This window comes from Kribbella sp. NPDC026596 (genome assembly GCF_040638415.1).
Classification (GTDB): Bacteria; Actinomycetota; Actinomycetes; order Propionibacteriales; family Kribbellaceae; genus Kribbella.
Genome location: NZ_JBEZYF010000038.1, coordinates 38,975 through 51,545, shown reverse-complemented (window position 1 = coordinate 51,545; position 12,571 = coordinate 38,975). Strand labels below are relative to the sequence as shown.

At 65.3% G+C, this 12,571-nt stretch carries 12 protein-coding genes and 1 tRNA gene; 5 read left to right on the top strand and 8 right to left on the bottom strand.

Features of this window, described 5'->3' with window-relative positions:
* Window positions 1–49 precede the first annotated feature (49 nt).
* Window positions 50–424 carry a helix-turn-helix domain-containing protein gene (locus AB0E63_RS27985; protein WP_360372495.1) on the bottom strand — a complete coding sequence of 125 codons (375 nt, stop codon included), beginning with the start codon at window positions 422–424 and terminating at the stop codon, window positions 50–52.
* A 143-nt stretch (window positions 425–567) separates the two neighbouring features.
* Here AB0E63_RS27985 and AB0E63_RS27980 point away from each other — a divergent pair, with 143 nt between their 5' ends.
* Together AB0E63_RS27980 and AB0E63_RS27975 are read left to right on the top strand one after the other, a co-directional pair.
* On the top strand, window positions 568–1,419 hold the full coding sequence (locus AB0E63_RS27980) for a hypothetical protein (RefSeq protein WP_360372492.1): 852 nt from the start codon (window positions 568–570) through the stop codon (window positions 1,417–1,419).
* Window positions 1,367–2,329: an NAD(P)-dependent oxidoreductase gene (locus tag AB0E63_RS27975; RefSeq protein WP_360372489.1), complete on the top strand. Its 963-nt coding sequence runs from the start codon at window positions 1,367–1,369 to the stop codon at window positions 2,327–2,329. Before AB0E63_RS27980 ends, AB0E63_RS27975 begins: the two co-directional genes overlap by 53 nt.
* Window positions 2,330–3,089: 760 nt before the next feature.
* Here the strand turns inward: AB0E63_RS27975 and AB0E63_RS27970 are convergent.
* The 4 genes from AB0E63_RS27970 to AB0E63_RS27955 all read right to left on the bottom strand — a co-directional run bounded on the left by AB0E63_RS27970 (window position 3,090) and on the right by AB0E63_RS27955 (window position 7,000).
* On the bottom strand, window positions 3,090–5,204 hold the full coding sequence (locus AB0E63_RS27970; protein WP_360372486.1) for a hypothetical protein: 2,115 nt from the start codon (window positions 5,202–5,204) through the stop codon (window positions 3,090–3,092).
* Window positions 5,205–5,498: 294 nt separating this feature from the next.
* Entirely contained in the window at window positions 5,499–5,915 is a 417-nt protein-coding gene (locus AB0E63_RS27965; protein ID WP_360372483.1) for a tyrosine-type recombinase/integrase, read from the bottom strand.
* On the bottom strand, window positions 5,896–6,393 hold the full coding sequence (locus AB0E63_RS27960; RefSeq protein WP_360372480.1) for a hypothetical protein: 498 nt from the start codon (window positions 6,391–6,393) through the stop codon (window positions 5,896–5,898). Before AB0E63_RS27960 ends, AB0E63_RS27965 begins: the two co-directional genes overlap by 20 nt.
* A gap of 534 nt (window positions 6,394–6,927) precedes the next feature.
* Window positions 6,928–7,000, bottom strand: a tRNA-Thr gene (locus tag AB0E63_RS27955).
* A 30-nt stretch (window positions 7,001–7,030) separates the two neighbouring features.
* On the opposite strand from AB0E63_RS27955, the gene AB0E63_RS27950 reads away from it, so the two are divergent.
* Window positions 7,031–8,239 (top strand): MFS transporter, encoded by a 1,209-nt coding sequence (locus AB0E63_RS27950; RefSeq protein WP_360372478.1) that lies wholly within the window; start codon window positions 7,031–7,033, stop codon window positions 8,237–8,239.
* Here the strand turns inward: AB0E63_RS27950 and AB0E63_RS27945 are convergent.
* Window positions 8,169–9,362 carry an MFS transporter gene (locus AB0E63_RS27945; RefSeq protein ID WP_360372475.1) on the bottom strand — a complete coding sequence of 398 codons (1,194 nt, stop codon included), beginning with the start codon at window positions 9,360–9,362 and terminating at the stop codon, window positions 8,169–8,171. The genes AB0E63_RS27950 and AB0E63_RS27945 overlap by 71 nt on opposite strands.
* Before the next feature lie 58 nt (window positions 9,363–9,420).
* On the opposite strand from AB0E63_RS27945, the gene AB0E63_RS27940 reads away from it, so the two are divergent.
* Complete coding sequence (locus tag AB0E63_RS27940; RefSeq protein ID WP_360372472.1) at window positions 9,421–10,812, top strand: aminotransferase class V-fold PLP-dependent enzyme; 1,392 nt, start codon at window positions 9,421–9,423, stop codon at window positions 10,810–10,812.
* On the opposite strand, the gene AB0E63_RS27935 is transcribed toward AB0E63_RS27940, so the two are convergent.
* The gene (locus tag AB0E63_RS27935) at window positions 10,783–11,376 is read right to left on the bottom strand and encodes a TetR/AcrR family transcriptional regulator (RefSeq protein WP_360372469.1); all 594 of its coding nucleotides are present in this window, start codon (window positions 11,374–11,376) and stop codon (window positions 10,783–10,785) included. The two genes, AB0E63_RS27940 and AB0E63_RS27935, sit on opposite strands and share 30 nt — an antisense overlap.
* Before the next feature lie 94 nt (window positions 11,377–11,470).
* Here AB0E63_RS27935 and AB0E63_RS27930 point away from each other — a divergent pair, with 94 nt between their 5' ends.
* Window positions 11,471–11,767 carry a DUF4287 domain-containing protein gene (locus AB0E63_RS27930; RefSeq protein ID WP_360372466.1) on the top strand — a complete coding sequence of 99 codons (297 nt, stop codon included), beginning with the start codon at window positions 11,471–11,473 and terminating at the stop codon, window positions 11,765–11,767.
* Here the strand turns inward: AB0E63_RS27930 and AB0E63_RS27925 are convergent.
* Window positions 11,757–12,566 (bottom strand): ACT domain-containing protein, encoded by an 810-nt coding sequence (locus AB0E63_RS27925; protein WP_360372463.1) that lies wholly within the window; start codon window positions 12,564–12,566, stop codon window positions 11,757–11,759. The two genes, AB0E63_RS27930 and AB0E63_RS27925, sit on opposite strands and share 11 nt — an antisense overlap.
* Between the last annotated feature and the right edge of the window lie 5 nt (window positions 12,567–12,571).

The window sequence follows — 12,571 nt, the reverse complement described above, 5'->3', positions numbered from 1 at the left end:
TTCTGGTTGGCGCCCGTGCGGGGCCGGTCCATCGATGTGCCTGAGCTGGTCACGCGGCACCGTCACTTGCAGGGCGATGCCGCTGCTTCCATTGCGAGCCCCAGTCCGTGATGTCCGCTGACGTTCCGGATTCGAGTAGGTCGCTCACCGCCGCTGCTGGCACGCAGTACTTCTGACCTACGCGCACTGCGGGAAAGTCATCCGCACGCACCAAGCGGTAGAGCGCCTCCGGCGAGATGCTCAGAAGCGCCGCGGCTTCCGGCACGGTGTACGTCGGAACGCCGCGACTGCGCTTGTCGAGGGCACTGTCGAGCGCGCGTCGCCGAGCTGCGGCTCTAACCGCGGAACCAACGGCTCGGGCGCTAACGAGGACTCCCGTGCGTTCGTCTGGCTGCGGCGCTGGCAGATCTGTCGTGCTGGTCATCTCTGGCTCCCCATGCAGTCTGGCTGCCATGTTTGGCTACCCTGTATGGATCAGTTAAGCACCCCTTGAATAGGAAATTCAAGGGGGTCTTAAGGCATGGATTTAGAGGCACTAGGATGGGTCAATGCAAGGAGGTGAGCTGCGTGGACGAACTTGAGCGTCTCCGGGCACTCGAGGACCCCGTCGAGCAGTTCATCTACGCCGGCGATGTCCTCAACGCGTTGGATGCGGCCATCACTGAAGTGGGCGACGTCCGGCGCGCAGCCCTGGACAAGATGCGCCAAGACGGCATGACGCTCGCCCAGATCGCGGACCGGGTAGGCCTGTCAGTTGCTCGCCTGTCGCAGCTCGGCGCTCCGCGACGACGACCAGAGCGAGTCGTCCTCAGTACAGGGGACACGGTCCACGTCGTCCTGCCTGTGGAGCAGGCTCCGTATCCAGAGGGACCACAACGGCCAGTCGTGCACGAAAGCGACATTGCGTTCAGGGACGACATCCAGCGTCTTGCAATGGAGTTCGGCCTTGAGACCAAGACGGAGCACCTGCCGGCGGGTGAGTACGTTGATCTCAACCGCGACGGGCTCGTCGTAACCTGCGGACCCCGACAGTCGCCGTGGCTTACCCAGATCCTCGCATCGGATAGCGCCTACGGGTTCGAGAGGGATGACGAGAGCTGGTACCTGCTCGACAAGGCAACCGGTGAAAAGCTGCGGTCACCGAGGCACCGAGATGAGGGTGGCGATCTGGCATATCTCGGCACGCTTCCACGCCCAGACGGCAAAGGAACGTGGCTCTACTGCGCCGGCATCCACGCTCCGGGATCTCGGGGCGGGGCTCTCTATCTAGCTGAGAACATTGCAAAGCTGTATCGCGAGACGCGCAACCATCTGTGGTCGTGTCTCGTCCAGTGCGACTACGACCCCAAGACGCAGGAGATCAGCAATGCCAGGCTCGTCGCCCCAGTTCGTCGCCGAGAGCGTCTCCGCCAACGCTGACGTGGCGGGTACGCGCGTCGTAGTCTTGGGCGCCTCGGGGTTCATGGGTCAGCACTGCGCGCAGATCCTGGCTGATCGTGGAATCGATCATCTCCGCGTCGGCCGGACCGCTGGCACGAATGTGGATGTTGGCCTTAACCTTGTTCGATCAGCGCGGGCGGAACTGGTCGACCTGCTGCGGTCGTACGAGCCAACATCTGTGATCAACTGCGCGGGTGCTGTGCGCGGTACCGCCGGCGAGATGATGCGAACCAATGTCGCAAGCGTTCACAGTCTCGTGTCAGCTGCATGGAGCGCCGCACCCACCGCGAAGATTGTGCAACTGGGGTCCTCCGCGGAGTATGGCGCGCCGGATGGGCAGCACCCGATCGATGAGAGCGCTGAAGAGCGGCCGAGTAGTCCATACGGCTACTCGAAGCTTGCTGCTACGCAGATCGCATTGCACGCACGATCCCAGGGTCTGGCAATCACAGTGCTTCGGATCTTCAATGTCAGCGGACCTCTCTCGCCTACGAGCACGATGCTGGGTGGCGCGGTGGCGAGACTGCGAAGCGGTGAGCCGCTGATCGTGGACTCACTGGATGGCTGGCGCGACTACGTCGATGTACGGGACGTTGCGGCAGCGGCCGTCGCGACCACGTACACACAGGAGACCCCTCCGCTCGTGAACATTGGCTCAGGTCACGCGGTCCGGACCGGCGACTGGCTGAAGCGCCTCATTGAGATCAGCGAAACCAAAGCCGAGCCAGTCGTGGGCGTCGACCCTCAGAGAGCCCACAAATCGTCGGCATCTGAGGTCTCCTGGCAGTGCGCCGATATCTCGCTTGCCCGGCGCAGCCTGAACTGGTCACCGCAGATCACTCTTGAGCAGTCCCTGAGAGATACATGGCTCGCCGCGATTGATAACTGAAGTCGTTCCGCGATCGGCACTGCCTCACGGAGGCAAAGTCGTTGCTGCATTAGGCTCTTACAGCAGCAATGCGCGCCTCAAGCGGGGCACAGCGCGGCCCGGGCTTACGACCTCTGCTGCGGGCACAATCTGCATCGCGCCGACCTTGAAGCCTCAGTGGTCAACTCAGATCCGGCGCTCAGACTCGCGGTGGCTGTCCCCAACTCCTACAAACATCACACCCGCCGTAGCGGCATTCAGGCGGACATCTCGAGCGTCCGCTCGGGTTCCCGCGGGAACGAGATTCGGATCGGCTGGAGAGACACGCGCAGTGGAACCAGCGGGGTCGAAGACGGCTTAGCACTCGCTGACGATTGAGTGACGGCGTGGAAGGCGTTCAGGGCCCGGCGCGCGCCGCCACCGCAGGGCGGGCCGCCTGCCCGCCACTCCGCTTCCCTACGTTCTGGGCGCGTCCCTTGGCTTGGCGCGCACGTGCCAGCAAGGTGCCGAGTCGAAGACACCACAACTCGCCATCAACGATCGACACGCTGCCAATGTGGTACTCGCCGAAACAGCCGGCTGCCCCACACCCCTCGGCTGATCCATGCACCTGTCTGACCGGAGCTCCCGCATCGCCCCGATAGCTAGCGAGCTTGACCCTCGACCCGCACCACTCCGAACCTGAGGTCGGCAGCTATCGGGGCGATGCGGGAGGGCTGGCCGGCCGCCTGCCTGCCATGTCGGTGTCGTTCTGATACACCGCCGAGTAGCTCGGTCAGGCTCATATGACCGTGGCAACCAAGTCGCCGCTGTCGGAGGGCGCGACCACCATAAGCCGCAGATCCGTGGTCGCGACAAGCTGCTTGGCCGTCTCTATGACGGTAGTCGGCATGGCCGTCGCGGCGGCCAGCACGTGCACGTCTGCGCGTATGCGCGCGGACAAGGCTACATCTCGCTGCAACTGCTCCCGATTGAATTCGCTCGCCGCAGTCTTGACCTCACCGCTTACGACGCTCGCGCCCATGTATCCGTAGAGGTCTACCTCCTCGAGCGGTCCATCGGTCCACGCGATGTTCATGCCAAGGTATAGATGTGACTCTGGTTGCCGTCGGCGCAATGCTGCCAGGCAGGCGAGATGTGGCAACACGCCTTGATCACATGCGCGGTCAACAAGACTGTCGAGGCGGTACATGACATCTAGGCCTCGGGTGCCGGCGTACTTCGCAGGCGCACCGCAGCCAGGGCAGGTGGCCTGGGCAGACGTACCAGCCAAGGGTACGAATGTCTTAGTTCCACAACGCTGGCAGTCAGTCTGGAGACCCCGCTCAGCCCAACCCTCAGCGACAAGCCGTTCAATGTCATCAGGCTTGACCTGAGCCCTTGAACTCTTGATCCCACTTATGTCCTTGTAAGTGCGCTCAGCCCGTCCACCCCATGCCGCAGCAATTTCGATCGCTCGCCACTCAGGCGTCCCTGGCGCCGTGGCCATCAGCTGTTTGCGCATCTCTTTCGAGCGCGGAGTTTTCAACGCAGTGATGACATCAAGGACTCCAGCTTCGGAGAGCGACGAGCAATCACGAGCTTCGAGCAGCGCGGCCGCAAGTCGGCCCTTGTCGCTCGCCTCTGTCTCAGCAGCTAATTCAGACCGAAGGGCATCGAGTACCTCCGATGGAGCCGGGCTCGTGATCGTTAACTCCGCGCCGCGCGAGACGCTGCACACCAACTCCAGACCCTCTGGACGCCACCTCGCGTCTCGGTGCACGAGCCTGGCAACGCTGTTCCGTCGCGGCAGCTCATCAAGATAGCCACCCGATAGCCGAGTCGGCAGCATCGGGGCGGCATTCAGCACACCGATCCTGTCCAGCACCGCATCGCCAATCGGCACGACTGTACTTTGACGAAATCTGTGCACTCGAACTTGTCCAGCGTATCCAAGTGACCTCTCGAACAAATTCCAATTGCGAGGGTCCACGTTGATCATGTAAGAAAATGGACTGTTGCGCACCTCCGGCGCCGGCCAAGAGATGGAGCCATATTTGAATTTCCCGCCGTAGGCTTGCAGCCCGATCTTGTCCGCGAACGCTCTGAGGCGTTTCTCAGCGATGCCGTGAGACAGAATAATAGCGTCTGGCGCGCCGCTATAGCGGCGCGCGAGAAGGCCATCAATCACCTGGTTAAGACCTACCCAGGTCGATGCAGCGGTTGTGGGTAACAGGACTACGGGTGCTGCGTCCAGATTCCAGGACTGGAGGGCTCGCATGTTCCAGAACCACAGGCAATCAAGAAGGCCATTTGGAATTGTTAACCAGATCAAAGCAGGGGCTGGCAATGGGCCTACGGCAACATAGTCGCCGAATCCTCCCCTGCCAGCGTCCAGGATGGTGGTGCCAGCTATTCCGGCACGACCGGCCTCATCTTCAGTCCGGCCACGGTATTCCGACACCAGGGAAGGACCATCGCTGGGGGGCTGTGGATCGCCCGCAGCTACGACCTCCCAGAGCGGAGCCTGAGGTCGCGCTGCCGTCGGGACGACTCCTCTCGTATCTGCGACTGCGGACCAATGCAGAGTGCGCCCACTTATGCCTCGATCGATATGCGTGATCGAAATCAACGGCAGCCCTAGACGTTCTGCCGCCTTGGTCGCATCATCGTCAGAACAACCGACATTGACGGCATGAATGACACCGGAGACCTCAACCACTTGCTCCCAAACCGGTCGCAGTTTTCCATTCTTCAGAACTGGCACTATGGGCTCAGTTACGCCCGCCCATCGGCTACTCGCCTCCTGTACTGCGCGCCGGAACTCGTTACGGTCGCCATTCGGAAACAGGTACACCACTCGGGCTGGTGTAACAGCAACCTTCAGCGCATCCATGCCGAGGAACTCGTCTCGCATAGCGCCGCTCCCCTCCCAACCTACCCGCGGTGACAGGCCATCAAGACCAGGCACTGTGGTCCTAGTGATACCCACGTTTCCCCTTTGATCGGGCCTGTATCGGCGGGCACATTCTTCCACGTCCAGGCAACTGCAATGGCCAGACACTTCTGCCGATCCTTCTCGCCCCACCGGCCGGTTTGGCACATAGGCGTCAATAGTTGCATACGTAGTTGCAGGATCCGCGTGCGTTCACAAGGATCCGGCAACCACAGGATGTGAGACGCTCAGGGCACCGCAAGCGACCGCGATGGGTCAGTCGGATCGGCTGGTGGGGCGTGGCTTTGGCAGGCGGCCGGCGAGCACATTCGCTGCTTGGCGGTCTGATTCTGCAACCCACGCAGCGTAGACGCGAAGCGTTGTCGTGCCGCCACCGCCGTGGCCGAGGCGGCCGGCGACTGTACGAATATCTACGCCGGAGCTGATCAGCTCAGTTGCCGAATAGTGCCGCAAGGTGTGGAGGTGACTCTTGATGCCCAGCCTTGTGCACATCTCCGTGTACCGGTGGCTTACGCCGTCCGGGTTGCACGGTCGACTGTGGTCCGCCTCGTAGGAGAAGACGAACGCTGACTCATCGAACGCCACACCAAGCCTCGTCAGCTGCCTCTGGCAGTTGAGGCGGTGTGTGGCGAGCAGTTCGACGGTTCCCGGGTCAAGGCTGATGCGGCGCATCTGATGTGTTTTGGTGTCCTTCTCTCGCGCCTTCCCGTTTCGGTGGGTGAAAGTTGCGGCGGATCTCGAGGACGCCTTGGTCCAGGTGCAAGTCATGCCAGCGCAGCGCGAGCAGCTCGCCGCGTCGCGCTCCCGTCACCATCTTCAACCAAATCAGCATGCCCCAGGCGAAGTCCTGCGTCCACGCAGCCGTGATGATCCGAGAACCCTCATCTGACGTCGGCGGCTGCGGCTGCGGCGGGGCCTGCTTCGGCTTCTTTGCGTCCGCCGCGGGATTGCTGTCGATCCATTCCCAGCGGACTGCAGCCGCCAGCGCTCCGCTGATGACGAAGTGAACCTTCCGCACCGTTCCGGCGGACAACGGCTTGCAGACATGCGACCGGCACTCAGTCACCCGGCACCCGGCCACATCGCAGTCATGCTCGGCGCGCGACTTCACCGAAGGCCGGCCCGCGGGCCACCGGTGCTTCACCACCACTCGGCATTCATGTGCATCTGCGGTTCGGTGCTCCACGAATGGCTTGCCGTCGCACCGCGCGCTGCAACGTCGCAGCTGCGCATAGAACAGCTCCAGTGCACGCGCTCCGAGCTTGGAGATCGGTACGTCTCCGAGCGCTGGGCCGATCGTCCGCTCAGCGAGCTCGCGATACCGATCGAGCGTGGACTCATCGGCTTCATGGACTTCGAGCCACGCGTCGAGCGCGTACGAGAGCGTCGATCTGGTCGCGGCGTTCGCTGGCGGTCGACCTTGGCGAGCAGTCGCGATCGGATCTCTGGGATCTTCTTCTCGTCGCGTGTGGACTCGCTAAGGTAAGAGTCCTTCCCGGTCACAGGGTCTACGCCGGCATAGACGAGCACCTGGTGGGAGTTGCCACGCTTGCGAACGTATCCGCGCTCACGCCCGCCGGTACTGCGACGTCCAGCCATGAACCGAGAGTACTCATTGTCAGATCCATTGACAGACAGTCGTTGATCACGGTAACTGTCTGTAGTAGTGCCTGGTCAGAGCAAGAGCCGGTGAGGGGACTCGAACCCCTAACCACCGCTTTACAAGAGCGGTGCGCTGCCAGTTGCGCCACACCGGCGGGTGTTGTGCCGGTCCATACTAAGGGATCGTGTGGGGGCTGTTGCGGGGGTCGCCTGGGTTTCGGCGGTTGTGGCTGGCTCGGTCGGTGTCGTTTCTGGGCGACGCGCTCGGGCTGGTTGCGCTGCTCTTGTACGTCGAGGCGTCGACGGGGGCGGCGTTAGCGGTGGCGTTGCTGCTGCTGGCGGGGGACTTCACGCCGGGGTTGTTCGGGGCGTTTGCGGGGGCGATCGGGGATCGGTTCGACCTCAAGCGGGTCATGGTGACGTGTGACCTGGTGCAGGGGGCGCTGACGATCGTGATGGCTGCCGTGCTGCCGCCGTTGCCGGTGTTGCTGGTCATGGTTGCTGCGCGGAGTATCACGGCGACGGTATTCCAGGCGAGTTCGCGGAGTGCGATGCCGGGGCTGGTCAAGGATGAGGAGCTAGAGACGGCGAACTCCGCGCTCGGCGCCGGGACCAACGGGCTGGAGGCTGTCGGGCCGCTGATCGCGGCCACCCTGTTCTTGATCACCGACGTCCGCGGGATTCTGCTGATCGACGCGGCCACGTTCTTCGTTTCGGCGGTTCTGCTGAGCCGGCTGCCGACGCTGCCCAAGACAGAGCCGTCCGGCCACAGCCTGTTCAAAGACGCGCGTGACGGGCTCGGCTACATCTGGCGGGCAAGGCAGGTCCGGGTGATCGGGCTCGGGTTCTTCGGCGTGGTCGCGTTCAGTGGGGTCGACGACGTCGCGATGGTGTTCCTCGGGAAGGACGAGCTCCACGGCAGCGACTCGGCGGCAGCGACCTTGTACGCCGGTGTCGGAATCGGGCTCGTCGTCGGGTTCGCCGTACTGGCCAAGTACGCGAGCCGCTTCCGGATGCCCGTCCTCATGCTCGTCGGGTTCGCCGTGGCCAGCGTGGGCAACCTCCTCACCGGCCTGGCCTGGGTGATCTGGGCCGCCCTCGCGCTCCAGATCATCCGCGGTCTCGGGATCTCGGGCATCGACGTGGGGATCAACACGCACCTGCAACGCGTCGTCCCGGCACACCTGAGGAGCCGCGTCTTCGGCAACCTGTACGGCGCGATCGGCCTAGCCGCCGGGTTGTCGTACATCTTCGGCGGACTGCTACTCCAGCACACCAACGCCCGTGTGACCTTCGTTGCCGCAGGCATCGGTGGGCTGCTGGCTACAGCGGCGACTGCGCTCGGAGTTCGGCGATCGGCCGACGGAGAGCGCGAGCCCCCGGTACGGCGATGAGCGCGATCGCCGCCATCACCAGGAACGCGGCCGTCGGGTGATCGACGAGCAGCCCGACCACGACCGCCACCACCAGGCCGCCGAGGTTGCCGGCCATCCAGATGAGGCCCGCGGCGGTTCCCTCGGCCTCGCCCGTACGGCGTTCTACGAGCTCGAGCACAATCGGGAGGGCCGGGAGCAGAAGTAGGCCGATCAGGGTGATCGCGACGAACCCAACAAGCACGCCCGGCGCGAACGCCAGCAGGGTGCAAGCAGCGGCGGTGACCGTGAGGCTCACGACGAGCAGGGCCGACTCCGCGTTCCGCCGTACCACCAGGATCGGGATCACGGCGCTACCCACTACCCCGGCAACGACGTTGACGAGCAGGATCGTGCTCGCGGTGCCACCGCTGACCCCGGCGGGCTCCAGCAGGGCCTGGGCGAAGGTGCTCATGGCAACGAAGACGCCGAAGGGGAAGATCGCCAGCACGCAAAGCCGACGGATCAATGAATCGCCCCAGGCAATCCGCAACGCACCGCGAACAGGGCCATGCCTAACCACCTCGAAAGGACCCTGATTGCGGAGGGCGAAGAGCAAAAAGAGAGCTGCAAGGACGCAGAAGGCGGCTGTCACGGTGAGCATGATCGGCAGGTCGGCGGCGGTGGTGAAGACCGCGGACAGCAGGAACGCGATCACCATGCCGGCGAAGATGCTGGCGGTACCGACGGCGATACCCGTCGGACGATCTTTAGGAGACAGGTAGCGCCCGGTGATGCCGGTCACGGCGTTCAGCACCAGCGGCTGAGCGACCGACGCGATGATCTGCCCGGCCAGCAGCCAGCCGAAGTCGTCCCCGATCAACCGGACGCCGGCACCCACGGCGGTCAGCAAAGCACCAGCGATCAGCCCGGCCCGGAACCACCGGTCCAGGATCAGACCGCAAGGGATCGCGAGTACGACGTACAGCAGCGGGAACACCTGGGCGAGCCAGCCGATCGCGCTCTCGGAAACCCCGTACCGGGAGGCCGCGACCGTGGTCACGCCGGCGAAGTTGAGCCAGACCAGCTGGGTGGCCGCGCCGACCAGGGAATAACCGGCGATCGCCATCCAGCGACTCCCCGTCACGACTCCAGCCATCCGCATGGCCGAACTGTAGTGCCGTCACACGCTGCATCACACGATCCCGGCGTACAAAAGAGGCATGGTGGATTGGGAGGGACCGCTCACCGAAGCGTTCGAGCGGGCGAACACGTACCTGACCGGACTCCCTGAGCGGCGGGTCGGCCCGCGCGCGACCGCGGCAGAGCTGCACGAAGCTCTCGGCGGCGCGCTCCCCACCGGGCCGACCGACGCCCGGGAGGTGGTTGCGCACCTCGCGAAGGGGGTCGAGGACGGACTGCTGCCCAGTGGCAGCGGGCGATTCTTCGGCTTCGTGTTCGGCGGCGCGACGCCGGCGGCACTCGCGGCTGACTGGCTTGCCACGGCGTGGGACCAGAACGCAGGTCTGTACGCCGCTGCGCCCGCCGCGGCCGTGGTCGAAGAAGTCGCGGCGAACTGGCTGGTCGAGCTGTTCGGATTGCCGTCAACCACGTCCGTCGGGTTCGTCACCGGCGCCCAGATGGCGAACTTCACCGGCCTCGCGGCAGCCCGTCACGAGGTTCTCCGGCGCGCAGGCTGGGACGTCGAGCACGACGGGCTGATCGGTGCCCCGCCGATCCGGGTCCTCGCCGGAGCCGAGCGGCACGACACGATCGACCGTGCACTGCGGTTCCTGGGTCTTGGGACCAACTGCATCACGCCGATCGCGGTGGACGAGCAAGGCCGGATGCGCGCCGACGCGCTCGCCAAAGCACTCGAGGACGAGGAGCACCCCACGATCGTCTGTGCACAGGCCGGCAACGTGAATACAGGCGCCTTCGACGCGATCGGCGAGATCTGCGACCTGGCTCATGCGGCCGGCGCATGGGTTCACGTCGACGGCGCCTTCGGTCTCTGGGCCGCGGTCAGTCCGACGCTCCAAAGGCTGGTCGACGGCATCGACCGCGCCGACTCCTGGGCGACCGACGCGCACAAGTGGCTCAACGTCCCGTACGACTCCGGCCTCGTCCTCTGCGCGCACCCCGAACCGCACCGCGCCGCCATGTCGATCAGAGCGGCGTACCTCATCCAGGACGAGAACGGCCAACGCGATCCGCTCGACTACAACCCCGAGTTCTCCCGGCGGGCGCGCGGGTTCGCCGTGTACGCCGCCATCCGCGCACTCGGGCGCTCGGGGATCGCCGAGATCGTCGACCGCTGTCACGCGCTGGCCCGCCGCTTCGCGGACACGCTGGCGGCCAACGGTGTCGAAGTACTGAACGACGTAGTGCTCAACCAGGTCCTGGTCCGCTTCGGCGACGACGACGCGCTCACCCGGCGGGTGGTCAGCGCGGTCCAGCAGGAAGGCACCTGCTGGATGTCAGGCACCACCTGGCAAGGCAAGGCCGCCATGCGCATCTCCGTCACCAACTGGACCACCAACGAGTCCGACATCGACCGCTCAGCCACCGCAGTTCTGCAACAGCTAGCCGGCGTACGACTCGAGGGTGGTTAGGGCTGCCGTTAGGGAGGCCCGCAGGGGGTCGGGGCGGCGGAGGGTTTGGGTGAGGAGTAGGCCGCCTTGCATCGCGGCGAGGATCGTGTTGGCGAGGACGTCGGGGTCGGCGTCGGGGCGCAGTACGCCGTTGTCGCGCATGGACCGTAGTCCCGTACGGAAGCGATCGAGCCAGCGCTCGTAGCCCTCGGCCAGCAAGGCGCGGGTCGCTGGACTCGATTCCGCGAGCTGACCGGCGAGAGAGCCGAAATCGCAGCCGCCCTGGAACTTACGGGCGGTCTGGCGGGCGACCACCCGGTCGGCCCACCGGTGCCAGGCGTCGAACGAGTCGAGGACCGGCTCGCGGTCCAGCAACGTGTCGGCCTGCCAGATGATGACGTCGTCGATCAGCGTCCCCTTGTCGTGGAAGTAGTGCGTCAACTGGGAACCGCTCACCCCGGCGGCCCGCCGGATGTCCTCGAGTTGCGTACGCGCGATGCCCTGCCGGTGCACCAACTCCGCCGCGGCCGCGAGGATCCGCGCCCGCGTCGCCCGCCCCTTCACGGTCAGTCGATTGCCACCCATCCATCGACTTTAGCGCCGGGTGTCGATTTCGCCGCCCGCCGTACGACGCCTGGGTGAAGGCGCACCAGGCGCCTGCGGTGAGAGGCGGACGAGCATGTCGTTTCAGGCGTACCTGGACAAGATCGAGGAGAAGACCGGGCGCACTCCGCGCGAGCTCGTCGAGGTGGCGAAAGGACGCGGGTACGACGCCGCGGACGTGAAAGCCGGCGTGATCATCGACTGGCTGAAGGAGGACTACGACCTCGGCCGTGGGCACGCGATGGCGCTCATCCACGTGATCAAGAACGGCCCGGAGATCAGCGACAAGCACGTCGGCCGGAAAGGCCCACACGGCGACCCGACCAACGTCCTCTGGCTCGATGGGAAGGCCACCAACCCACTCAACGCCTGACCCCGAGCTCGGCCAGCTCCGCCAGCCGATGCGCCCGGGCGGACTCCGCCGGCGTGAACGGCTCGTTCGGACGGGTGAACGCGAACAGACCGGTCCACGGCGACGGGATCTTCAAGACGGTGCCGTCCGCGGGTAGACGCGCGGACAGGGTGGCGCGGTCGGTGACGAGGCGCGCGCCGAGCAGTTCGGCGACCGCGTGCGGGAGTTCACCCGGGTCGCTGACCACTCGCGCCGACAAGCTGAGCGCCTTCGTCTGGCCGTCGACCAAGGCGAGGGTGGTGGTCGGCCATACGTGAGCGTCCCGGCCGCCCGCGTCCTCGATTGCCGCCAGCAACAATCCGGCGTCGATCGGGTCCGGGGTCGAGACGACGAGCTCGTCGCGGACGCCGGCGTCCAGCGGATGGACGTGCAGGCCGAGGATGTTCGCGTCCAGGTCGGCCAGGGCGTGCGTCAGCCGTTCCAGCGCGCCGGCCCGGTCGTCGAGCGTCACCCGGAGTCGCCACAGCGCGCCGAGCCCGGAAACCGGTCGGGTTCGCGGCGCGTGCAACCACGACCGCAGCAGCCGCATGGTCGACGGTTCGATCACCCAGATCACCAAGGCCGTGGTCGCGACCACCAGCACACTGACGGCCACGACGTACGCCGGATGCAGCCACAGCACCACCGCGTGGAGGGCGAACTCGACGGGGAAGATCGCCAGCAGCTTGGCCAGGGTCAACCGGAGTCGCCGGGGATGCGGGAGTCGCCCACACACCTCACAGGCGGTTCCGCCGATCAGCGCCGTACGCAACTGTTCCATGCCAC